Here is a 22,370-nt window from a genome sequence, read left to right as displayed (position 1 = left end):
CCTTAAGCTTACAAATATAAAAAAGCCAACGAGGAGAATAACAGATGAAAATTGATGGGGTTTTTTCAGGTGGGGGAGTAAAGGCCTATGCATTTATAGGTGCACTGGAAAGTATTGAAAATAAAAAACTGCAGTTGGAACGTGTGGCCGGTACATCGGCAGGAGCTATTATAGCTGCTTTTATAGCAGCGGATTACCGAGGCAGAGAAATCAAAAACTTATTAGACGATGTAAATCTGCAGCAATTCGCCGACCCACCGAAAATTACAAAGCTGCTCCCTTTCAGTAAATGGTTCTTTTTATATTTTCAACTGGGTATCAATCGTGGAGACAAATTGGAATCATGGTTATACGAAAAAATGGCAAAAAAGAACATTTTTACATTTAATGACTTAAAGCCCGGCTATTTAAAAGTGGTGGTAAGCGATCTTTCCTTAGGCAAGCTAGTGGTTATTCCTGATGATCTGGACAGGATTTACGGTATTAACGGCAAGTATTTTCCTGTAGCTAAAGCAGTAAGAATGAGCGCCGGTTTTCCTTATTTTTTCATGCCAAAAAAGCTGCCGGGAATAAATACAAATAAAAAAAGCATCATAGTTGACGGAGGATTATTAAGCAACTTCCCGCTTTGGATATTTGATAAAGGTACATACAAACGCGACAGGCCCATTCTGGGAGTGAAATTAAGCACTTCCATGGACGAACATCATCAACCCCATAAAATAAAAAACGCCCTCCATATGTTCCAGGCATTGTTCTCAACGATGAAGAAAGCGCACGATACAAGGTATATATCCACTGCCGAAAAGCAAAATATTATTTTCATTCCTGTGGAAGATATCGGAACGACTGATTTCTCAATTAATAAAAATACAACTGATTGTTTAATTCAAACCGGTAGGGAATACACAGATACATTTTTAAAAAACTGGCCAAAATAAATACGGTTTACGATTATATTACTAAAAAAAACCGGGCTTACAAAGAAGCCCGGTTTTTTGGATTTGATTTATTTCCATCAATTACCCGCAGATGAGAAGCCCGTTTATGAAGCTTCTTTCGGGACTGCAACGATGTGTTTGCTTTTTTATTTTTAGCCATCATGGCACGACTCGGTTCTTGACTTTTATATTTTGCCTTTGATTGCTTAACCGCTTGTTTATACTTTTTTGCGTCATTGGAAGGAGATTTTTTTCTGAGAAACACGAAGTAAATGATCCCAAAAATGGCCAGACCGAAGGCAAGCATGACTAATATATTCGTCAGAAAGCCTACTGTATTCGTGAGTAGTTGGGAAACTAAACCAATAGCAGCTAAACCAATGATGATATATACCAATGTTGCTAATTTATTACTGGACATGAAAAAGCCCTCCTTTCTTTAATAAATCATTTCAACAGTATTTTCTTATAGTATAATTAAGATTAACAACAAGAGCATGAAGGTGAACAGGCTCTATGTTTTATATACCACTTTAACCTATTTTTACACCTTATTTTAATAAATTTAAATAACTCGTCTTCATATTTTAATGATACCCTTATATGCTTTTGTATATGCAGGAAATGTATTTTTATATATAATATCAGATAATAGTTATTTTAGAAAATTTTCAGCTCACGAATATAATAATATTATAGCATAATAATTCGTCCGGGAAACTCATTGTTTTAACAAATAATGGTCATACTATAAATTGGAGGTGACCATTATGAAGGAACAACAGAATCAAACGGAACAAAATAAGCGGGAGGAACCCCTGTCTTTGATAACAAGAGCAATGATTACCGGATTTACCGGAGGCATTACTGCGGGAATTGCCGGATTAATCATGTATTATTTTAATTTTACGGAGGTGTCTCCTAAATCCTTTGTTTTGCGGTCATGGATTCGGGCACCATGGGTTGAGGGATGGCTTGGCGATGCAATCACCATTATCATCATCGGATTATTATCCCTGTTGATTGCCTTTATTTTTTATATTACTCTCAGGAAAGTGTATACGATTTGGACGGGAGTTATTTTTGGCATTATTCTATGGGGGATAATTTTTTTCGTTTTACATCCGCTGTTTCCTAATATTCCCATCTTTACGGATCTGGAGATCAACACTTTGGTTTCCACTGCGTGTCTATTTATCTTATATGGTACTTTTATTGGTTATTCCATTGCTTATGATTATCATGATACAAAGGAAAAAGAAAATAAGGAGCAAGTGCAGGGATAAAAAAGTGAAACGATCTATACGGACAGCAGCACTTTATCGTTATCCAAATGAAATCGTTTATGATAAACTTAAATCGGCATGTAGATATTGGAAATGGGAAGGATGATTTCATGGCAATATTGGATAAAGTGAGAGAAGCGCTTGATCAGCACGGGGTGGATGGAATTTTAATTACGAGTTCCATCAATAGAAGGTATGTTACCGGGTTCAGCGGAACTGCCGGGGCCGCTTTAATAACAGAAGGAGACGCCCGTTTTATTACGGATTTTCGGTATACGGAGCAGGCGGCTGAACAAGTGAAGGATTTTCAAATTGTGGAACATAAACAATTGCTGGAACAGGAAATTAAAGATCAATTAAAAGAAATGAATGTGAAACGACTTGGATTTGAAAAGGACCATGTAAGCTACAGCAAGTATGAAAACTATTATAAAATGCTTGATGTGGATCTGGTTCCTATCAGTGGGGTAATAGAAACACTTCGCTTAATTAAAGATAAAGATGAAGTGGAAATAATGAAAAAAGCTGCCAAGATTGCAGATGATGCTTTTGAGCATATTCAATCATTCATTAAACCCGGAGTGAAAGAAATAGAAATATCAAATGAACTGGAATTCTTCATGAGAAAACTCGGAGCCGTTTCTTCCAGCTTTGATATTATTGTTGCTTCCGGCTATCGTTCAGCACTTCCCCATGGAGTCGCTTCGGAAAAAGAAATTCAATCCGGTGAGCTCGTTACCATGGATTTCGGTGCGCTGTACCAGGGGTACTGCTCTGATATAACACGAACTCTGGCAGTTGGGGAAATAAATGAAGAACTGAAAAAGATTTATGACACTGTATTGGAAGCACAAAGGCGTGGTGTGGACGGTCTTCGTCCTGGTATAACAGGAAAAGAAGCGGATGCCCTTACAAGAGATTACATCAAGGAGAAAGGATACGGGGACTATTTTGGCCATTCTACCGGTCATGGCCTGGGTATGGAGGTACATGAAGGTCCTTCGCTTTCCTTCCGGTCGGATCAAAAACTGCAGCCCGGCATGGTTGTAACTGTCGAACCAGGTATATATGTCCCTGAAGTGGGCGGATGCAGAATTGAAGATGATGTGGTGATTACGGAGACAGGTAATGAACGTCTGACATTTTCTTCTAAAGAATTAATATATGTTTAATGATCAATTAGGTAGAGAGGAGTATGTACATGATTTCAGTAAACGATTTTAAAACAGGTTTGACGATTGAAACAGATAATGATATTTGGCAGGTTATGGAGTTCCAGCATGTCAAGCCCGGTAAAGGAGCAGCATTTGTCCGTTCCAAGCTGCGCAATTTAAGAAATGGCAACATACAGGAAAAAACCTTTCGTGCCGGGGAAAAAGTAGGGAAGGCACATATCGAAAATAAAAAAATGCAATACCTGTACGCTTCCGGTGATTCACATGCATTTATGGACACGGAAACCTATGAACAAATTGAATTGACAACAGATCAAATGAAAGAGAACTTAAATTTTATGAAAGAAAACATGGAGGTTTCCGTTCTTGTTTATGAAGGGGAAGTATTGGGGGTCGAATTGCCCAAGAATGTGGAACTGGAGGTTATAGAGACAGAGCCTGGAATAAAAGGGGATACATCAAGCGGCGGCTCCAAACCCGCTACGCTGGAAACTGGATTGACAGTTCAAGTCCCATTTTTCATTAATAAAGGAGATATGCTCGTGATCAGTACTTCTGAAGGGAAATATGTATCCAGGGCATAATAGTTAAACAAGAAACAGTCCTCATTGAAGGACTGTTTTTTTTGTGATTGTTAGTTTCCAATATTTTCAAATTAAGCTTGTTTCATATATAGCTTTATTTCACTTGGTTTAATTGATTTATTACAAAATAATATCCGGACATAAATGCTTTGGCCAATCCTATTTTGCCTTTTATCCTTCTTGTTTAAAACGATGAGGTCATAATTTTTATTGGACAACATACATTTACTATTAAGTATCTATTAAAAGTGGGGACAGGTTATGGAAGCAATTTTATCGTTATTTCCCGATCCTTTCAAAAAGGTGATTCAGGAAGAAATCAAGACGCGCTGGGACGAACTGCAGGAAATTCGAATGCGCCTCGAACAGCCGATAGAACTTATCTTTAATGACAGAAGTGCATGGCTGTCTTCATGTAAACCGAATAAAAACGACTTTATTTTTATTATTAATCAATTAAGTGAACATTCCCTCTATCGGATGGAAAATGAACTCAGGGAAGGATACATGACAATCGAGGGAGGGCATCGGGTGGGATTAGCCGGAAAAGTCACAACAGAAAAAGGAAGAGTAAAGGCAATCCAGTATATTACATTTTTAAATATTCGGATCGCGAAAGAAAAAATTGGAGCAGCAGTACCGATTATACCCTATATATATCATCATGGGTATGTAAATACGCTAATCATCGGCCCACCGCAAACAGGGAAAACCACCCTGATAAGAGATATAGCGAGAATCGTCTCTTCAGGAAGAAAGGGAGTTCCTGGGAAAAAAGTGGGAATTATTGATGAACGCTCCGAGATAGCTGCCTCCATAAAAGGGGTTCCCCAGCATAATTTAGGACCAAGAACGGATGTAATGGACGCCTGCCCAAAAGCGGAAGGAATGATGATGATGATCCGTTCCATGTCGCCCGATATGCTTGTAGTGGATGAAATAGGCGGTAAAAAAGATGTGGAGGCACTGTTGGAAGCAATTAATGCAGGTGTTACCGTAATCTGTACCATACATGGAAAATCTGTGGACGAGTTGAAGAAGCGTCCGGTGTTACAGCATGTATTCGAACAGAAAATATTCCAAAGGTTTGTTTTGCTGAACAAAGCTCAAAAGCCGGGAAGTATTCAGCGGATTTATGATAAAGAAGAAAATTTATTGAGATCGGGGTGCCTGCCTGATGCAGTGGATTGGAGCACTTCTTTTCGTAGGGACAACCACCTGGGTAGGGTTTGAATGGAGTCATCGTCTGACGACCAGACCAAAGCATATTAGACAGTTAAAAAATGCACTGCAGATTTTGGAGGCTGAAATCGTTTATAGTCATTTGCCATTGCAGGATGCCTTTTACAATATCAGCAATCAAATACCGGAACCGGTACAGACTTTTTTCACATCGCTTCATACAACAATGAATACGGAGAAAAATAGCCTTTATGAAATCTGGGAAGCTCAGGTTCGACACTTAATGGTAATTTCCTCTTTAGGCAATAATGAAGCGGAAATTCTGCGTCAATTCGGACGGACACTGGGCCAGCATGATGTGGAGCAGCAACAAAAACATATTCAATTGGCCGTTCATCACCTTGACAGAGAACTGGAAAATGCAAGGGATAACCAATTTAAATACAGTAAAATGGCAAAAAGCTTAGGGATATTATGCGGATTATTTATTGTTCTATTGCTTATCTAGCAGGAAAGGAGCTTACCCTACATGTTTAATGATGCCTCTATTTTATTTCAAATTGCCGGGATCGGCATTATTGTGGCATTGATCCACACCATATTGAAACAAATGGGGAAGGAAGAAATAGCTCAGTTTGCAACATTAATTGGATTTATTATTGTACTAGTAGTCGTTGTAAATAGTTTGTCGGATCTATTTCAGCAAATTAGATCTGTTTTTCTATTCCAAGGGTAATGCACCATGGAAATTTTACAAATTGTTACATTGGGGATTATAGCCAGTATTCTTTATGTTGTTACGAAGGAATTAAATAGCTCTTTCGCGTTTTACATCATTATTATTATGGTAGTTATCATCTTTTTATCAATTATGCAGCAGATTGGAGCTATCTTTCATCTGATTGAAACCTTAGGGCAAAGGGCAAATGTGGAAGGCATGTATATGAAGACTATTTTACAAATCATCGGGATAGCTTATATTGCAGATCTTGGGTCAAGTATTGTAAAAGATGCCGGACTTTCTTCCGTAGCGGCAAAAATTGAGCTGGCAGGTAAGATATTTATTTTAATATTAGCCGTTCCAATTATAACTGCAGTGATAGAGGCAATACTCAGTTTCCTGCCTGGATAAACCTTTTGTGTTATAAACCAGGGATATGTGATAAAAACGGAAAGGGGAAATGACGGTGAATGATATGTAAAAGCATAAGGATTACTATTTTATTCATCTTGCTGATTACCTTTTTTGGACAAACACATATCTTTGCTGCAACGACTGATGATCGTTCTGAAGAGGAGCATAATTTGGAAGAAGAATTATTGGAGGAAATTCACCTGGATGATGTCCAGCATTATTGGCATGAACTTGTAAACGAATATGGCGGATACCTTCCTGAAATTGAAAGAAACAGTGTATATGATCTGATTAAATCGAATGGTGACTTTTCATTTTACAGTATGATGGTTGGATTATTGGAGTTTATCTTTCATGAATTAATTTTAAACGGAAAATTGCTTGGCACCTTATTAATGCTTACACTATTTTCCGTTGTCCTGCAAACGATGCATCATGCACTGGAACGGAGTGCAGTAAGCAGAATTGCTTATTTTGTAGTATATATTGTCCTCATTTTTATTGCTTTAAACAGTTTTTATTTGGCAGCAAGCTATGCCCAGGAAGCAATTAACACCATGAGCAGTTTTATGATTGCTCTTCTGCCTCTTATATTGGGCCTTATGGCATCTTTTGGAAATGTTGTTTCCGTATCTTTTTTTCACCCCATTATTATCTTTTTAGTAAATATAAGTGGGGTTTTGGTTTCAACCATCGTTTTGCCATTCCTGTTTATTTCAGCTTTAATGCTGATTGTCAGCAGTCTCAGTGAAAATTATAAAATCACACAGCTGGCCGGTTTGTTTAAGTCTGTAAGCCTGGCTGTGCTCGGCGTATTTCTGACTATTTTTCTCGGGGTGACTTCAGTCCAGGGTGCAGCAAGTGCGGTGCAGGATGGAATAGCAATGAAAACCGCCAAATTTATTACCGGCAACTTTATTCCTGTGATCGGCCGAACACTTACCGATGCTGCAGATACCATTCTAAGTGCCTCCTTACTGCTGAAAAACGCAGTCGGGATTGTCGGCTTAATTATTATTATTTTTTTTGCTATGTTTCCGGCAATTAAAATCTTTGCCATTGCGATTATTTACAAAATAGCTGCTGCTGTACTGCAGCCCATTGGAGGCGGCCCGGTGATAACTGTACTTAATACTATAAGTACCTATATTATATATATTCTGGCGTCTTTATTGGCGGTATCTTTTATGTTTTTCTTATCTATTGTCATTATAGTGGCAGCAAGCAATATAACCGTTCTCTTACGATAGGATGATCGATATGGAATTTATTATGGAATGGATTACCCAGATTATTATATTTGTATTATTGGCAACCATTATCGATTTAATAATCCCGACCAATGCGATGAAGAAATATATTAAATTGGTAGTCGGTCTGATCTTATTATTAATTTTATTAAAACCGGTTTTTTATATTTTTCAGATTGATATACAACATGAACTGGAAGGTGCATTCTCAACGATTGCATCCTCAACGGAAAATGAAAATTCCCTCGAAAATTTAGTTGATTTTCAAAAAACAGAAATAGAAACGAGACAAGATGCATATATTCTAGAACAAATGGCTGTCCAACTGATAGAAATTGCCAAGGATCCATTATACGAAGAATACAGGATGAAAATAAACAACATAGACTTTCAATTTTCAGAAGAAGCAGTTTCTCAGGAATTGAATTTTGAATCGCTGGATGGACTCATTGTATTTGTGGAACAAGCAAAAGACGGGGAGGGTGCTGTAAATGCAGTTGAGGATGTGGTAATAGACACGGAGGATCCTTTAGTAAAAGAAGAGTTGGAGGATTACGAAGGGGTAGAACAGCTGCTTAGGGACGTTTGGGAACTGGACAACAAAGAACTAATCATTGTTGAGGAGGGAGGGGCATCTTGAAGCATTTTTTTGAAAGGTTTTTCTCATCGGATAAATCAAAATCAGATCCGAAACAAAAAAATCCATCCAAAAAAGCTGGATATATACTTGTTCTTGCTTTAACAGGATTAATGCTGATCATCGTTGGTAATATATTTACTTCGTCTTCCTCGGATTCCAATTATGAAATGGAACTGCAGCAGCAAACGGAAAATACGGAGCAGCAAAGCACACATGCAAATTCAGAGGAAGCAAATGTAACGTCAGATATAGGGGAACTGGAGGCAATTTATAAAAAAGAGCTGGAAGAGATGCTTAATAAAGTACAAGGGGTATCAGAAGCAGAGGTGATGGTTAATCTTGATTCAACAAACGTGAAAGTATTTGAAAAGAATTTGATTAGAGGCCAGCAGACAACAGATGAATCAGATCGGAATGGGGGGACAAGAAAGGTAGAGGATCACACAGAGGAAGTGCAGACAGTCCTTGTCAGACAGGGGGACAGAGAAGTGCCATTATTGGTGGAAACAAAAAAACCAGATGTAAGAGGCGTGTTTATTGTAGCAAATGGAGCAGATCATGCATCTGTGAAGAGTTGGATTGTGGAGTCTGTATCACGAGTACTTGATGTCCCAACACACAGAGTGTCAGTAATGCCAAAGAATTAAGGGGGAAATGAAATGTTGAAAAAACAAACCATTTGGTTATTAACCATGCTAAGTTTAATGATTGTGTTGAGTGTTTATTATATGACATCACCGGAAAATGACGATCTGGCCTATATTAACAATGGACAGGAAGAGATGGATGACACTGTGAACACGGAGGAAGATATTCAGGCAGCAGATGGATCAGCCGAGGTGGAAGATATAACAAACCTTGGGCAGGATGAATTGTTTACAACGATAAGAATGGAACTGCAGGATGAAAGAAGTATGAAGAAAGACCGGTTAACGGACGTAGTTGCTTCAAGCAATGCCTCCTCGGAAGAAAAGGATGAGGCTTTAAGAGACATTGATAAGCTTGATAATTTGTCTGCCAAAGAAAGCATTTTGGAAGAAACAATTATTGCTTCCAATACTTACGATGATGTGTTGGTACGTACGGACGAAGATAAAGTGCATGTCCACGTGAAAGTAGATGAACTGTCAAATGCTGAAGTTGTTAATATCATGCAAATGGTCAGAGACGAGATGGGAGAAATGACGGTCGATGTTATCTTTCAGCCATCAGATGGGGGCCAGCCTGAAGAAGAGTCAACAGGTGAGGAAGACTAAAAAAGCAGGAGAATAAATACGTTTATTTGCAAATCAATATAATGATGTATGAGGTTGGGACATAATTAATTTTATTGGAGAAAAATCCAAACAAACCAGTTGCCCCAGCTCCGGGAATATACTCATCAGCCACCAGCGGCAAAGAAGACACAAAGAAACCGATCAACGGTAGTCTAATTAGATTTCACACTTATGCCCGTGGTGAAAGTGAAGTATATTCCCCGGAGCGGCCGGTAATAATCTATCACCACGATTTGTTCGGATTTTCTTCGAGGATTTATCGTTATGTCCCGGCCTCTTTCTTTTTTTGGCAATTCTTACATAGGAATGCCAAGCGGGTTGCCTTTTAACACTTTGGAAACATTCGCTTTACAGTAAATTAGTTGATATAATATACATTATTCCATGTAAGACTGTTTGGTTGAGAAAAAAGATACCATAAAACTTTCCATTATCAGAGTTGATTTTTTAATTCTTGAAGTTTTGTGGAAGGTTAGCGTAAAATGTTAAGGGAAGATTTAAATACATAATAAGTATAAACAAAGGGGTGCAGGTATGTTAAAAGTACAGGAAATACGGGAAATCATTAAGCTAATTGATCAATCATCCATCAGTGAATTTACTTATGAATCAGAAGGCGCTACAGTGTCCATGAAAAAGTCAGGTGCAACCCCATCTGTCAGCCGGGAGGAAGTGCCGGTTACAGCAAATGAACCGGAGCAGCCAAAACTTGAAAAAGAAGTGGCACCAGTAGTTGAAGAAAAGAAGAATGATCAGCCTAAAGAGATTCAGGAAGAAAATAAAAATAATGAAAAGAATGCCGATACCCATGAAATTGTCTCCCCGATGGTCGGGACTTTTTACGCTGCACCATCACCGGAAAGCGATCCATACGTGACAAAGGGAAGTAAAGTGGATCAATCTACCGTCGTATGCATTGTGGAAGCAATGAAATTATTTAATGAAATTGAAGCGGAGGTATCCGGTGAAATTGTGGAAGTGCTGGTGGAAGACGGTGAGCTGGTGGAATACGGACAGCCATTGTTCAGAGTCAGCAAAAACTAGGGGGGACGTTTGTTCATGATAAAAAGACTGTTAGTTGCCAACAGAGGAGAGATAGCAGTACGAATCATCCGTGCCTGTAAAGAAATGGGGATTGAAACAGTTGCCGTCTATTCCGAAGCAGACCGGGATGCATTACATGTGCAATTGGCGGATGAAGCATATTGTATTGGTCCTATTGCAAGTAAGGACAGCTATCTTAATTTCACAAATATAATGAGTGCAGCAACATTAACTGAAGTGGATGCCATCCATCCCGGCTACGGATTCTTGGCTGAAAATGCAGACTTTGCGGAAATTTGTAAAGCATGCAATGTTACCTTTGTAGGTCCAACGGCTGAGTCCATTCAGAAGATGGGTATAAAGGATGTCGCCAGGGAAACAATGAAAAAAGCAAACGTTCCTATTGTACCCGGCTCTGACGGCATCATTGAAAATGAAGAAGAAGCAAAGAAAGTGGCAGATAAAATTGGATATCCGGTGATTATTAAAGCTACAGCCGGCGGTGGCGGAAAAGGGATACGCGTTGCAAGAACGGAAGAAGAATTAATAAAGGGCATCCGGGTAACCCAAAAGGAAGCAGAAACAGCTTTTGGAAATCCTGGTGTTTATCTGGAGAAATTTATTGAAGACTTTCGCCATGTAGAGATACAGATTCTTGCCGATCAATATGGAAATGTTGTTCATTTGGGTGAGAGGGATTGTACCATTCAACGCCGCCTGCAAAAATTAGTAGAGGAAACACCTTCACCAGCGATCACCCCTGATATCAGAAAGAAAATGGGTGAAGCTTCGAAAAAGGCTGCAAAGGCAGTGGATTACCGTGGAGCAGGTACGATAGAGTATATTTTTGACAGAAAAACGAATGAGTTTTATTTTATGGAAATGAACACACGGATCCAGGTGGAACATCCGGTAACGGAAATGGTAACCGGGATAGACCTGATTAAAGAACAAATTAAAGTTGCTGCAGGAGAAGTGCTTTCTTTTACACAGGAGGAAGTGAAAATGGAGGGTGCGTCTATTGAATGCAGAATAAATGCAGAGAATCCGTTCAAGAACTTCATGCCTTCTGCAGGGGAAATTAATATGTATCTTCCACCGGGGGGCTTCGGTGTAAGAGTTGACTCACAAGCCTATACAGGATACCGTATCCCGCCTTATTATGATTCCATGATTGCCAAGTTAATCACTTATGGTGCAACCCGTGAAGAAGCAATCAGTAAGATGAAACGTGCATTGGATGAGTTTATAATTGAAGGTGTCCATACAACGATTCCATTTCATCGGTTAATAATGGAACATGATGTATTTGTGGAAGGGGATTTTAATACAAATTTCCTTGAAGATTACCCGATTAGCGAACAGTAGGCTTAACTGGCTTTAAACGATTAATAAAGGAGTGAAGATATGAATGAACAACCTTTGTTAAATGTAGATGGAGACACCAGTTTAGGAAAGGTGGAGATCGCACCGGAAGTCATTGAAGTTATCACAGGCATTGCAGCAGCTGAAGTGGATGGATTATTTGCCATGCGGGGAACTTTTGCCTCTGGTGTCGCGGAGCGATTTGGCAGAACCACACATAGTAAAGGGGTTAAAGTTGAACTGACGGAAAAAGGAATTTTAATCGATTTATTCGTTATTTTATATTATGGTGTTTCCATTCCAAAAATTGCCCAGGAGCTTCAATCAAGCATTAGACAAACAATTAAAAATATGACTGCATTGGAAATTGATGAAATTAACGTCCATGTTGTTGGAATACAAATGGACAATGCTGATGGTGAAAAGCAGGATTAAAGATCAATCCCTGCAGCAAATGCAGAAGGGGGCTGCCCCTTACCAGACAGGGTAAACATCAGGGGCAGTCTTTTGCATCAGTCTGTATGGCTGGATCATTTGCAGCTGAGGGCGCAAGTAAAGTAATCATGCTATCATCTGTGTAGACAAGTCATCTGCAATGGTTAAAGGAGATAGACCGATGAATAGACACACTGCAAGAAAAAATGCACTTCAGATACTATTTCAACTCGATATTAATGATAATAAACCGGATGAGGCGATACAACATTTTTTAGAGGAGGAAGCAGCGGATCCATTTTTAATCCGACTTGTTCATGGTGTGGTGGAAAATAAATCGAACTTGGACGGTTTAATAGCAGAGCATCTTGAAAATTGGTCGATTGACCGGATTGCATCTGTTGAAAAAACAATTTTGCGCATTGCCGTTTATGAAATTATTTATGCGGAGGATATTCCAAAAAACGTCTCTATTAACGAGGCTGTGGAGCTGGGTCATACGTTTGGTGATGAAAAATCAGGAAAATTTATTAATGGTGTTTTGTCAAAAATTGAGGCTGTGTCCTAAAAGATTGTTTTGTTTTTATAGCAATCTTGAAGATAATATAGGCTTGTGAAAAACCATAGTGCGATATATTTTACTGTTGCGGTTAAAGTGTTGGTAAACGGTACAATTCACCAAAATAAAAATACAAAGGAGACATTGTCTATGCCAGCTGAAATAATTAGCGGAAAAGATCTGGCTGCAGAATTGAGATTGGAAATGAAAACTGAAGTCAGCAAATTAAAAGAAGATGGGGTTATTCCTCAGCTGACCGTTATTCTCGTTGGAGATAATCCAGCTTCAAAATCCTATGTCAAAGGTAAAAAGAAAGCCTGCAATGAAACCGGTATTGATTCTGATGTCATTAAAATGCCGAGCACTGTTACAGAGAGTGAACTCCTTCAAAAGATTGAAGCATTAAACCAGAATGATACTGTCCACGGTATACTTGTACAATTGCCCCTTCCCGACCATATTCGCGAACAAAATGTAATTGATGCCATCAGCCCGAGAAAAGATGTGGACGGCTTCCACCCAATAAACATCGGCCGCATGATGACAGGGAATGATACATTTCTTCCATGCACACCATATGGTATTATGACGATGCTGAAATCAAAGAATATCCAGACGAAAGGAAAAAATGCAGTCATTATAGGCAGAAGCAATATAGTGGGAAAACCCGTAGGTCAGCTATTGCTTAATGAGGACGCAACTGTTACATACTGCCACTCAAAAACAGACGATATAAAGAAACATACACTGCATGCCGACATTCTGATCGCAGCAGCAGGGAAACCCCATTTTATAAAGGGGGAACACATCAAAGAAGGTGCAGCGGTTATTGACGTTGGGATTAACCGCATGGACAACGGTAAATTAACAGGTGATGTTGACTTTGAACAGGCCAAGGAAAAAGCTGCCTACATTACTCCGGTACCGGGGGGCGTAGGGCCAATGACCATCACTATGTTATTGAAAAACACCATTAAAGCAGCAAAGGGATTGGTTCTGCATTGAAAGATAAATACTTAACTGTCACTGCACTTACGAAATATATAAAAAGAAAAATGGATGGCGATCCCCATTTAAGAAATATTTGGTTAAGAGGAGAAATATCAAATTTTAAACACCATAGCAGAGGTCATATGTATCTAACCATTAAAGATGACCAATCACGTATACAGGCGGTTATGTTTGCAGGCAATAATCGCTCCTTAAAATTCAAACCGGAAAACGGTTTAAATGTACTGATCCGGGGAGAAATCAGTGTATTTGAGTCATTTGGCCAGTATCAGCTGTATATTGAGCAAATGGAGCCGGATGGTATAGGGGCTCTTTATCTGGCTTATGAACAGCTTAAAGAAAAATTACATAAAAAAGGATATTTTGATGCCTCCAATAAAAAGTCAATACCTGCCCATCCAAAAAACATTGCTATTATTACATCACCAACCGGAGCAGCAGTAAGGGATATTATTACAACAATTAAACGAAGATATCCGATTGTGCAAATGACTGTCATCCCTGTTTTGGTACAGGGACCCCATGCTGCTGACTCCATAAAACAGGGAATTGAAAAGGCAAATAATACAGGACAATTTGACTTGTTAATTGTCGGTCGGGGCGGTGGCTCTATTGAAGAACTTTGGGGGTTCAATGAAGAAGTAGTTGCAGAAGCTATATTTCATTCCTCTGTTCCCGTTATATCAGCGGTAGGGCATGAAACGGATATAACCATCAGTGATTATGTTGCAGATTTACGTGCTCCAACACCGACCGGAGCTGCAGAACTTGCTGTTCAGTCACAGGAGGAATTAAAAGAAAAACTGATAATATTGGAGAAATCGCTGCACAGGGAATTGGATAATAAAATGTCCTCCCTTGAACAGCATTTAAAAAGAATAAAACAATCCTACGCATTTCGTTATCCTGAACAACTGCTTAAACAGAAGGAACAGGAACTTGATAAGTTCGTGGAGGAAATGCAAAAGTCATTAAAAAATAATATCATGAATAAAAGAAAAGTATATGAGAGTCTCATGCCCCGTTTAATAAGGCAGCATCCGGAAAAACAGGTGGTTTTACTTAAAAAGCAATTGGATCAGTTGACGAAAAGACAAAATGCTTATATAACCCAGGCAATAGAAAGAAAAAAAAGATACTTGTTGAGCAATATGGATAAATTAACATTGCTTAATCCCCTGGAAGTAATGAAAAGGGGATTTGCCCTACCGTACTCCCTGAACGGAAAGATTATAAAATCAGCAGGGGAAGTAAAGGAACAGGATCCGATCACCATTCATTTATCCGATGGAAAATTGGATTGCCGGGTATTAGAGGTGGAGGAGAATGGATAATATGAAAACCGAAGATTTTTCATTTGAAGAAGCAATGGAAAAATTGGAAGAAATTGTATCAAAACTGGAAGAAGGGGAAGTACCGCTGGAAAAAGCAATTAATTATTACCAGGAGGGAATGAAGCTTTCCAAAATTTGCAGCGATAAACTGGAAAATGCCCAGGAGAAGATGACACAAATCATGAACGAAGAGGGTAAACTTGATGCTTTTCATGTACAGGAGGAAGAATAATTGCAAGTAAATCTGAATGAGTATATAAATCACTATAAAGTAAATATACACAAGGAGTTAATTCATCACCTGAAACGCCTGCATATTCCGGATGATTTAAAAGCTTCCATGTTATATTCCGTGGAAGCAGGCGGGAAAAGACTTCGTCCCATTCTTTTAATTGCAAGCTATGAAAATTATGGAAGTGATATAAAAAAAGCTATGGCACCAGCCATGGCACTGGAATTAATCCATACATATTCACTAATTCACGATGATTTACCAGCAATGGATAATGATGACATCCGAAGGGGAAAACCTACAAACCATAAAGTCTTTGACGAATCAACCGCTATTTTGGCCGGTGACGCTTTATTGACCTACAGCTTCGAAATTCTGTCTGACAGTCCTTACTTGGAGGATCAGGAAAAGGTTGAATTGATTAGAATGCTGTCAAAAGCAGCTGGACCACGGGGGATGGTTGCGGGTCAAATTATGGATATGGAGGCAGAAAATAAACAAATCAGCCTCAAACAGCTGGAAACCATTCATGAGCTTAAAACCGGGGAGCTTTTAACGTTTTCCGTATGTGCAGGTGCTTTTCTCGGACGTGCTTCCAAAGAGGAACTAAACCATTTAAAAGAATTCGCGTATTATTTAGGCCTTATATTCCAGGTGCAGGATGATATTTTGGATATATCAGGCGATCCGGAAAAGCTTGGAAAACCTACCGGCAGTGATGAGGATAATAAAAAAAGCACATATCCAAATTTATTGGGATTGGATGGAGCAATAAAACATAAAGAAGTTTATGTGCAAAAAGCAAAGGCAGCGTTGAAAGAAGCGAAAGCCGATAATTCCTATTTAATGGCTTTAACGGAGTATTTCAGCCATAGAGACCATTAATGCCAAATATGGAATTCCCACTGGAAATATGCTATAATTGATAAAAAGAGGGATGGTGCAGTATTCTAGTCAGTCTACCGTTTCTGAAGGCGGGCCTAAAAATCCGCCAAAGGGCACATCGATGAAGTTTCTTGTGTTGGCTTGAGGCGCCCAGCCTTGGGTTGATGCTGGAAGTTAAGGTTTTCGGGCGATCCGCAAAGGCATGTGGGCGTTGACCCGATTACCGTGGAGGCCCATCTCTGTAATGGCTGCTAAGCCTAGGAGCCGTTATGGAATGGGGTATGAACCTGCATGAAGTGTAAGGGACACATGGCGTGCAGCGTAGCCTGCCTTGAGTGGTGTACGAGGGGATTAGAGTTCCAAATAATAAACCGGGTGGCCACTGGTTATTATTTTTATCTCTATGAAATCGTCGCTGCAAAAGAGGCTAGGAATCGGTTAAAGGCTGTTGAGGAAATCTCCTAGACTGTTCATTGACATTTAAAAGGGATTATAGTGCGGACTAAGTGGTAATCCAGTCCGGCTCTTGGCAACAAAGCCGAGATGAATTTAAAGGGGAACCGCCTTGCATGGCAACATGGGGTATTCGTCTGGGAAAACCTACTGGACCTAAGCCGCAGTCTTAACCTTTTAAATGACCATTCCTCATACATAGTCTTTGTATTAAAGCATGAATTTATTAATGAAAATTGAGGTATAAAATGAAATCGCAAATAAGACGCTCTTTGAGATTCAGTATTGTAATTGCCGTTATCACTTTTGTGTTAGCGGCTATTTTTTCAGTTATTTCCTCTTCTATCTTAAGTGGGGTCGTATGGATCGCAGGTTTAGTTATTGTTTTCATCATTGTATTGATTGGCGTTGTATTTGATATGCTTGGCATTGCCTCTACAGCTGCACAGGAAGCACCTTTTCATGCCATGGCCGCAGAAAAGGTAACGGGAGCCAAAGAAGCGGTAAGCATTATTAGAAACGCAGATAAATTTGCAAGTTTCTGCAATGATGTAATAGGGGATATAACCGGCATAGTGAGCGGAACAGCCACTGCTATCGTAGTACTTCAAATAGTAACTATAACAGGCCACGGGGAAGGCTCCCCCTATCAGATTCTATTGTCTGTATTATTGACAAGCCTGGTTGCCGCAATTACAGTTGGCGGCAAAGCAATCGGCAAATTTTTGGCGATCAACGCTTCCACGAAAATTATCTTCTTTGCGGGAAAGATCATAGCCATTATTCAAAACAAGTTAAAAATAAAAGTATTACCGGCGAATAAAAAGCAGTAAAGGATATTTAATATGGGAAAAAAGCGTTTGGATGTTTTACTAGTGGAAAGGAACCTTATTGAAACAAGAGAAAAAGCAAAGCGTGTCATCATGGCAGGACTTGTTTTTTCCAATGAAACCAGACTGGATAAACCCGGCATGAAAGTAGATGAAGCGCTTCCGTTAAACATCAAAGAAAAATTACGCTACGTAGGACGCGGGGGTTTGAAATTAGAAAAAGCGATTAATCATTTTAACATTTCTTTACAGGATAAAATAATGGTTGACGTCGGTTCATCCACGGGAGGTTTTACCGATTGCGGCCTGCAAAATGGGGTCAAGCTCAGCTATTGTATTGATGTCGGCTATAATCAACTGGACTGGAAACTGAGAAATAACCCCAACGTAGTTACGATGGAACGAACCAATTTCAGGTATGTTACAGAAGAAAACTTTAAAAAAGGTACACCGGATTTTGCAGCCATTGACGTTTCGTTTATTTCATTAAAACTAATTTTACCTGTGTTAAAAAATATACTTGCCGAAAATAGTGATATTATTGCATTAGTAAAACCGCAATTTGAAGCCGGCAGGGAACAGGTCGGGAAAAAAGGAATTGTCCGGGATAAAAAAGTACATATCCAGGTAGTGAAGGACATTGTTCTTTTTGCGATGCAAGAACAGTATGACTTGTATGGCATCACATTCTCTCCGATAACAGGGGGAGATGGCAATATAGAGTTCCTGGTTTATTTAGGGTGGAGAAAAGAAAAAAATGGAATAACCCTGCCGGATGCAGAAATCGAGAAGCTGGTTAACCAAGCGCAGTCTGCATTCCAGCCAACCGGCAATAGTCGAACGGAGTGAGGTGCAAAATGAGTAAAGTACAACGTCATATTAAGATAAGAGAACTAATCACAGAGAACGAGATAGAAACACAGGATGATCTTGTCGACCGGTTAAAAAATCTGGGCTATAATGTCACACAGGCTACAGTTTCGCGTGATATTAAGGAACTGCGACTTGTAAAAGTACCGGCAACAAACGGAACATACAAGTACAGCCTCCCGGCCGACCAAAAATTTAATCCATTAAATAAGTTGAAGCGTTTGATTATGGATGCATTTGTCAAAATAGAGCATGCAAGTCATTTTATTGTGTTAAAAACATTACCCGGGAATGCGCATGCAATAGGGGTGCTGATTGATAACCTGGATTGGGATGAAATAATGGGAACGATTTGTGGAGACGATACATGCCTGATTATTTGCAGAACTGATACCGACGCAGGGGTAATTAAAGAACGCTTTATTGAAATGTTATAAATAGGGGTGGTTCCGGCTTGCTTACAGAATTGTCTATTAAAAACTTTGCAATTATTGATGAAATATCCATTACATTCCATGAGGGACTAACTGTGTTAAGCGGTGAAACCGGAGCAGGCAAGTCCATAATTATTGATGCTGTACAGTTATTGGCAGGAGGAAGAGGATCTGTTGATTTTGTAAGACATGGAAGCGATAAAGCTGAAATTCAAGGATTATTTACAATTGAAGAGAGTAACCATCCTGTATATGAGCTCGGTGAAAGTTATGGTTTAGAGATGACCGATCAGCAGATTATTCTGCATAGGGTAATTACAGCAGGCGGAAAAAGTATTTGCCGCGTTAATGGTAAGCTGGTAACTTTGGCGATTCTAAGAGAGTTCGGAAGGAAGCTTATCGATATCCATAGCCAGCATGAAACACAATCACTTATGAACCCCGAGAACCATATTGAATTACTGGATCTGTATGATTCGGGTACAATAAACAAAGAAAAAAAATCTTATCAACAAATATTTGATAAACTGCAATTACTAAAAAAAAGGTTTAAAAAACTAAATGAAAATGAACAGGAAAATGCGCACCGTCTTGATTTGCTGGAATTCCAGAAACGAGAATTGGAACAAGCCAACCTAACACCAAATGAAGATGAAGAATTGGAGCAGGAACGCAATAAACTGGCAAATTTTGAGAAAATATACAATGCAATACATGATGCATATTATGCGTTATATGGTGAGCAAAAAGGTTTGGAATGGGTCAGCAGAGCACAAACTGCATTACTGGACCACAGCAAATATGATACGTTTATTGCCGAAAAAGGAGAAGAGATTGCTGAACATTATTTTGCTCTGGAGGAACTATCCTATGAACTGAGTAGCTATATGGAAGGACAGCAATACGACCCGGATCAATTAAATGACATGGAAGCCAGGCTCGATGAATTAAACAGGTTAAAGAAAAAATATGGGTCATCGGTAAATGATATGATCAAATATGCAGCTGAAATCGATGAGGAAATTGACCAGCTGAAAAACAAGGACTCCCACCTTGCAAATTTACAGGAAGAAATAATGGGACAAGAAAAGGATGCATATCTGGAAGCGAAGCAATTACACGATAGCAGACAGAAGGCAGCAAAATTATTAACAGAAGAAATTTATGATGAATTTAAAGATTTATATTTGGAAAAAGCTTCATTTAAAATTCAATTTAACTCGGATATTGAGAGGGAAGGAACTCCAAAACTCCATAAGGATGGGTTCGATCAAATACGGTTTTTAATCTCCACAAACCCTGGTGAACCGCTAAAACCACTCCATAAAATTGCTTCCGGAGGGGAGCTTTCAAGAATAATGCTTGCATTAAAAAGAATTTTTGCAAGGCATCAGCGTGTTACCAGTGTCATTTTTGATGAAGTCGATACAGGAGTCAGCGGCAGAGTAGCTCAAGCTATTGCAGAAAAGATTTATCAAATCTCTGTCGGGTCTCAGGTATTATGTATTACTCATTTGCCTCAGGTAGCATCCATGGCAGACACGCACAAATTAATTGAGAAGAAAGTAAACAATAACAGAACTGCTACAGTTATTAACCAGTTAGACACTGCTGAGCAAACTGATGAGTTGAGTCGGATGATTACTGGAACCAAACTGACTGAAACAGCTAAACAGCATGCGGAAGAGATGCTTGACTTAGCTGAAAAATTTAAGAATAAGTATGCCAAAAAAGCCGGAAATTAAGACAACCGGCTTTTTTGTTACCCCGTTTTAAAAAAGTATTATCCTCTATTACAAATATATGGTTTGGAAAATAATCCAATAGTACATCATCATTGGATTATTCATCACATCTGTTATTTTCAAAAGGAAATTATACACAGCATTCTTATGTTTCACCAGTTTAAAACAGCAGAAGAAAGGTCAAATTAGAAATACAGATAAAAACAAGGTATGGGTTTGGAATAAGGAGAGTGAATTAGTTGAACTGGAAACACACGGATCATATAAGAAAAATAATTGGCGCGCTTCTCCTTATATTTGTATTGGCAATTCCTTTTTCCGCCCCAATTCAAGAATACCTTTCCATTCCAGATGAAATTGTTACTTTTAACGATCAATCCCCGGTAAAGCTTCCGGAGCTAGGGAAAAATGTATCGATGAAAGCTTCTGGTGAAAGTGTTAAAGCGATTGACTCCGACACATTCTTTGCCGAAGAACCCGGTAACAGTGAGTTAATATACGAAGTTGCAGGTTTTCCGATCAAAAGAGTCAATCTTTCTGTATTAGATGAAGTTAAGGTAATTCCGGGAGGCCAATCAATCGGAGTGCAGCTTCATACCCAGGGCGTACTCGTTGTTGGTCATCATCTCGTAAATGGTGAGGAAACAGCTTTATCACCGGGTGAGGAAGCAGATATTCAAGTAGGAGATATCATTTTGGATATCAATGGTGATCCCATAGAAGAAATGAAAGATGTAAAACCAATTGTTAAAAAAGCGGGCGAGGAAGGCAGTCCTCTCATTGTAAAAATAAAAAGAGGAAAGCAAACGATAGAAACAGAATTAACCCCACATTTAGACGAGAATGATCATGAATATAAAATCGGTTTATATATTCGTGATGCTGCAGCCGGGATAGGAACAATGACATTTCATGAACCTGATTCCCACAAATATGGTGCACTTGGACATGTTATATCGGATATGGATACGAAAAAACCAATTGAAATTCATAACGGAACGATTGTAAGATCATCCGTGAACTCCATTGAAAAAGGAAATAATGGAATTCCAGGTGAAAAGCAGGCGAGGTTTTCCAATGACAGTGATCAATTAGGTACTATCACTAAAAACAGTCCCTTTGGTATCTTTGGTAAGCTGGATGATGAAATAAAAAACGGTGAATTTGATGAACCAATGCCGGTAGCATTATCCCATGAAGTGGAAGAAGGTCCCGCGAAAATACTGACAGTAGTTGATGGGGAAAAAGTGGAAGCCTTTGATATTGAAATTGTAAGCTCAGTGCCACAAAAATTTCCGGCTACAAAAGGGATGGTGGTCCAAATTACCGACCCTGAATTATTAAAACATACCGGAGGGATTGTTCAGGGAATGAGCGGAAGTCCCATAATTCAAAACGAAAAAATAGTTGGTGCAGTTACACATGTATTTGTCAATGATCCAACTTCCGGGTATGGTGTCCATATAGAATGGATGCTGAACGATGCAGGTATTACAGTTAATAAAGAAACACAAGACGAAATAGCTGGTTAAAAAGACTTGTGGGTGTAATCATCCACAAGTCTTTTTTGCAATTCCATGCATAGTTGTTCAAAATTTTATGATATAATTTAATTAAATATTATTCGACAAATTTGTCGATTTAAATCAAATTATATCGTAAAAACGAGAAAATAAAAGTAAACTAAAGAAAATCTTAAAAAA

Annotated in this window: 26 protein-coding genes; 25 read left to right on the top strand and 1 reads right to left on the bottom strand. The window is 38.9% G+C overall.

Annotated features, from left to right (window positions below; translation table 11 throughout):
- The first annotated feature begins 44 nt into the window (after window positions 1-44).
- Entirely contained in the window at window positions 45-941 is an 897-nt protein-coding gene (locus ACZ42C_RS05215; protein WP_461180566.1) for a patatin-like phospholipase family protein, read from the top strand.
- 37 nt (window positions 942-978) lie between these two features.
- Here ACZ42C_RS05215 and ACZ42C_RS05210 read toward each other — a convergent pair whose 3' ends face one another.
- Window positions 979-1,362 (bottom strand): SA1362 family protein, encoded by a 384-nt coding sequence (locus ACZ42C_RS05210; RefSeq protein ID WP_461180567.1) that lies wholly within the window; start codon window positions 1,360-1,362, stop codon window positions 979-981.
- A gap of 349 nt (window positions 1,363-1,711) precedes the next feature.
- Between ACZ42C_RS05210 and ACZ42C_RS05205 the strand changes: the two genes are divergently transcribed.
- The 24 genes from ACZ42C_RS05205 (at window position 1,712) to spoIVB (ending at window position 22,199) form a co-directional block, all read left to right on the top strand.
- Window positions 1,712-2,227, top strand: a complete 516-nt coding sequence (locus ACZ42C_RS05205; protein WP_461180568.1) for a YqhR family membrane protein — start codon at window positions 1,712-1,714, stop codon at window positions 2,225-2,227.
- A 110-nt stretch (window positions 2,228-2,337) separates the two neighbouring features.
- Window positions 2,338-3,399, top strand: coding sequence for a M24 family metallopeptidase (locus ACZ42C_RS05200; protein WP_461180569.1), 1,062 nt, complete (start codon window positions 2,338-2,340; stop codon window positions 3,397-3,399).
- 29 nt (window positions 3,400-3,428) lie between these two features.
- A complete protein-coding gene (gene efp, locus ACZ42C_RS05195; protein ID WP_461180570.1) occupies window positions 3,429-3,986 on the top strand; it encodes an elongation factor P in 558 nt (185 codons plus the stop codon).
- 261 nt (window positions 3,987-4,247) lie between these two features.
- Complete coding sequence (gene spoIIIAA, locus ACZ42C_RS05190) at window positions 4,248-5,219, top strand: stage III sporulation protein AA (protein WP_461180571.1); 972 nt, start codon at window positions 4,248-4,250, stop codon at window positions 5,217-5,219.
- Entirely contained in the window at window positions 5,164-5,676 is a 513-nt protein-coding gene (gene spoIIIAB, locus ACZ42C_RS05185; protein ID WP_461180572.1) for a stage III sporulation protein SpoIIIAB, read from the top strand. The genes spoIIIAA and spoIIIAB overlap by 56 nt, the downstream gene beginning before the upstream one ends.
- A 21-nt stretch (window positions 5,677-5,697) precedes the next feature.
- Window positions 5,698-5,904, top strand: coding sequence for a stage III sporulation protein AC (gene spoIIIAC / locus ACZ42C_RS05180; protein ID WP_461180573.1), 207 nt, complete (start codon window positions 5,698-5,700; stop codon window positions 5,902-5,904).
- Window positions 5,905-5,910: 6 nt separating this feature from the next.
- The gene (gene spoIIIAD / locus ACZ42C_RS05175; RefSeq protein WP_461180574.1) at window positions 5,911-6,300 is read left to right on the top strand and encodes a stage III sporulation protein AD; all 390 of its coding nucleotides are present in this window, start codon (window positions 5,911-5,913) and stop codon (window positions 6,298-6,300) included.
- Between the two features lie 59 nt (window positions 6,301-6,359).
- Window positions 6,360-7,553 (top strand): stage III sporulation protein AE, encoded by a 1,194-nt coding sequence (gene spoIIIAE / locus ACZ42C_RS05170; protein ID WP_461180575.1) that lies wholly within the window; start codon window positions 6,360-6,362, stop codon window positions 7,551-7,553.
- Window positions 7,554-7,563: 10 nt separating this feature from the next.
- Window positions 7,564-8,193 carry a stage III sporulation protein AF gene (spoIIIAF, locus tag ACZ42C_RS05165; protein ID WP_461180576.1) on the top strand — a complete coding sequence of 210 codons (630 nt, stop codon included), beginning with the start codon at window positions 7,564-7,566 and terminating at the stop codon, window positions 8,191-8,193.
- Window positions 8,190-8,840: a stage III sporulation protein AG gene (spoIIIAG, locus tag ACZ42C_RS05160; RefSeq protein ID WP_461180577.1), complete on the top strand. Its 651-nt coding sequence runs from the start codon at window positions 8,190-8,192 to the stop codon at window positions 8,838-8,840. Before spoIIIAF ends, spoIIIAG begins: the two co-directional genes overlap by 4 nt.
- Window positions 8,841-8,852: 12 nt before the next feature.
- Window positions 8,853-9,449, top strand: coding sequence for a SpoIIIAH-like family protein (locus ACZ42C_RS05155; RefSeq protein ID WP_461180578.1), 597 nt, complete (start codon window positions 8,853-8,855; stop codon window positions 9,447-9,449).
- Between the two features lie 555 nt (window positions 9,450-10,004).
- Window positions 10,005-10,514 (top strand): acetyl-CoA carboxylase biotin carboxyl carrier protein, encoded by a 510-nt coding sequence (accB, locus tag ACZ42C_RS05150; protein WP_461180579.1) that lies wholly within the window; start codon window positions 10,005-10,007, stop codon window positions 10,512-10,514.
- A gap of 15 nt (window positions 10,515-10,529) precedes the next feature.
- Complete coding sequence (accC, locus tag ACZ42C_RS05145; RefSeq protein ID WP_461180580.1) at window positions 10,530-11,882, top strand: acetyl-CoA carboxylase biotin carboxylase subunit; 1,353 nt, start codon at window positions 10,530-10,532, stop codon at window positions 11,880-11,882.
- Between the two features lie 39 nt (window positions 11,883-11,921).
- Window positions 11,922-12,314 carry an Asp23/Gls24 family envelope stress response protein gene (locus tag ACZ42C_RS05140; RefSeq protein ID WP_461180581.1) on the top strand — a complete coding sequence of 131 codons (393 nt, stop codon included), beginning with the start codon at window positions 11,922-11,924 and terminating at the stop codon, window positions 12,312-12,314.
- A 181-nt stretch (window positions 12,315-12,495) separates the two neighbouring features.
- The gene (gene nusB, locus ACZ42C_RS05135; protein ID WP_461180582.1) at window positions 12,496-12,882 is read left to right on the top strand and encodes a transcription antitermination factor NusB; all 387 of its coding nucleotides are present in this window, start codon (window positions 12,496-12,498) and stop codon (window positions 12,880-12,882) included.
- Window positions 12,883-13,023: 141 nt separating this feature from the next.
- A complete protein-coding gene (folD, locus tag ACZ42C_RS05130) occupies window positions 13,024-13,878 on the top strand; it encodes a bifunctional methylenetetrahydrofolate dehydrogenase/methenyltetrahydrofolate cyclohydrolase FolD (protein WP_461180583.1) in 855 nt (284 codons plus the stop codon).
- Window positions 13,875-15,218, top strand: a complete 1,344-nt coding sequence (gene xseA / locus ACZ42C_RS05125; RefSeq protein WP_461180584.1) for an exodeoxyribonuclease VII large subunit — start codon at window positions 13,875-13,877, stop codon at window positions 15,216-15,218. The genes folD and xseA overlap by 4 nt, the downstream gene beginning before the upstream one ends.
- Window position 15,219: 1 nt before the next feature.
- Window positions 15,220-15,450 (top strand): exodeoxyribonuclease VII small subunit, encoded by a 231-nt coding sequence (gene xseB, locus ACZ42C_RS05120; RefSeq protein ID WP_461180672.1) that lies wholly within the window; start codon window positions 15,220-15,222, stop codon window positions 15,448-15,450.
- Window positions 15,451-16,335, top strand: a complete 885-nt coding sequence (locus ACZ42C_RS05115) for a polyprenyl synthetase family protein (RefSeq protein ID WP_461180585.1) — start codon at window positions 15,451-15,453, stop codon at window positions 16,333-16,335.
- Window positions 16,336-17,036: 701 nt separating this feature from the next.
- Window positions 17,037-17,621: a hypothetical protein gene (locus ACZ42C_RS05110; protein WP_461180586.1), complete on the top strand. Its 585-nt coding sequence runs from the start codon at window positions 17,037-17,039 to the stop codon at window positions 17,619-17,621.
- A gap of 12 nt (window positions 17,622-17,633) precedes the next feature.
- Window positions 17,634-18,467 carry a TlyA family RNA methyltransferase gene (locus ACZ42C_RS05105; protein ID WP_461180587.1) on the top strand — a complete coding sequence of 278 codons (834 nt, stop codon included), beginning with the start codon at window positions 17,634-17,636 and terminating at the stop codon, window positions 18,465-18,467.
- Between the two features lie 8 nt (window positions 18,468-18,475).
- Window positions 18,476-18,925, top strand: coding sequence for a transcriptional regulator AhrC/ArgR (ahrC, locus tag ACZ42C_RS05100; protein ID WP_461180588.1), 450 nt, complete (start codon window positions 18,476-18,478; stop codon window positions 18,923-18,925).
- A gap of 17 nt (window positions 18,926-18,942) precedes the next feature.
- Window positions 18,943-20,667: a DNA repair protein RecN gene (gene recN, locus ACZ42C_RS05095; RefSeq protein ID WP_461180589.1), complete on the top strand. Its 1,725-nt coding sequence runs from the start codon at window positions 18,943-18,945 to the stop codon at window positions 20,665-20,667.
- Window positions 20,668-20,906: 239 nt separating this feature from the next.
- Complete coding sequence (gene spoIVB, locus ACZ42C_RS05090) at window positions 20,907-22,199, top strand: SpoIVB peptidase (RefSeq protein ID WP_461180590.1); 1,293 nt, start codon at window positions 20,907-20,909, stop codon at window positions 22,197-22,199.
- The last annotated feature ends 171 nt before the right edge of the window (window positions 22,200-22,370 follow it).

The organism is Virgibacillus kimchii, from assembly GCF_055379185.1.
The sequence above is the reverse complement of the archived record's forward strand: the minus strand, read 5'-3'. Positions and strand labels throughout refer to the sequence as shown.

Excerpts from the sequence above, each read along its gene's own strand:
- spoIIIAB (WP_461180572.1), top strand. The coding sequence starts at position 5,164 with ATGCAGTGGATTGGAGCACTTCTTTTCGTAGGGACAACCACCTGGGTA.
- spoIIIAF (WP_461180576.1), top strand. The coding sequence starts at position 7,564 with ATGGAATTTATTATGGAATGGATTACCCAGATTATTATATTTGTATTA.
- ACZ42C_RS05205 (WP_461180568.1), top strand. The coding sequence starts at position 1,712 with ATGAAGGAACAACAGAATCAAACGGAACAAAATAAGCGGGAGGAACCC.
- spoIIIAE (WP_461180575.1), top strand. The coding sequence starts at position 6,360 with ATGATATGTAAAAGCATAAGGATTACTATTTTATTCATCTTGCTGATT.
- nusB (WP_461180582.1), top strand. The coding sequence starts at position 12,496 with ATGAATAGACACACTGCAAGAAAAAATGCACTTCAGATACTATTTCAA.
- accB (WP_461180579.1), top strand. The coding sequence starts at position 10,005 with ATGTTAAAAGTACAGGAAATACGGGAAATCATTAAGCTAATTGATCAA.
- accC (WP_461180580.1), top strand. The coding sequence starts at position 10,530 with ATGATAAAAAGACTGTTAGTTGCCAACAGAGGAGAGATAGCAGTACGA.
- ACZ42C_RS05210 (WP_461180567.1), bottom strand. The coding sequence starts at position 1,362 with ATGTCCAGTAATAAATTAGCAACATTGGTATATATCATCATTGGTTTA.
- xseB (WP_461180672.1), top strand. The coding sequence starts at position 15,220 with ATGAAAACCGAAGATTTTTCATTTGAAGAAGCAATGGAAAAATTGGAA.
- ACZ42C_RS05105 (WP_461180587.1), top strand. The coding sequence starts at position 17,634 with ATGGGAAAAAAGCGTTTGGATGTTTTACTAGTGGAAAGGAACCTTATT.
- ahrC (WP_461180588.1), top strand. The coding sequence starts at position 18,476 with ATGAGTAAAGTACAACGTCATATTAAGATAAGAGAACTAATCACAGAG.
- ACZ42C_RS05155 (WP_461180578.1), top strand. The coding sequence starts at position 8,853 with ATGTTGAAAAAACAAACCATTTGGTTATTAACCATGCTAAGTTTAATG.
- spoIIIAD (WP_461180574.1), top strand. The coding sequence starts at position 5,911 with ATGGAAATTTTACAAATTGTTACATTGGGGATTATAGCCAGTATTCTT.
- ACZ42C_RS05140 (WP_461180581.1), top strand. The coding sequence starts at position 11,922 with ATGAATGAACAACCTTTGTTAAATGTAGATGGAGACACCAGTTTAGGA.
- ACZ42C_RS05200 (WP_461180569.1), top strand. The coding sequence starts at position 2,338 with ATGGCAATATTGGATAAAGTGAGAGAAGCGCTTGATCAGCACGGGGTG.
- ACZ42C_RS05110 (WP_461180586.1), top strand. The coding sequence starts at position 17,037 with ATGAAATCGCAAATAAGACGCTCTTTGAGATTCAGTATTGTAATTGCC.
- ACZ42C_RS05215 (WP_461180566.1), top strand. The coding sequence starts at position 45 with ATGAAAATTGATGGGGTTTTTTCAGGTGGGGGAGTAAAGGCCTATGCA.
- spoIIIAC (WP_461180573.1), top strand. The coding sequence starts at position 5,698 with ATGTTTAATGATGCCTCTATTTTATTTCAAATTGCCGGGATCGGCATT.
- efp (WP_461180570.1), top strand. The coding sequence starts at position 3,429 with ATGATTTCAGTAAACGATTTTAAAACAGGTTTGACGATTGAAACAGAT.
- folD (WP_461180583.1), top strand. The coding sequence starts at position 13,024 with ATGCCAGCTGAAATAATTAGCGGAAAAGATCTGGCTGCAGAATTGAGA.
- spoIIIAA (WP_461180571.1), top strand. The coding sequence starts at position 4,248 with ATGGAAGCAATTTTATCGTTATTTCCCGATCCTTTCAAAAAGGTGATT.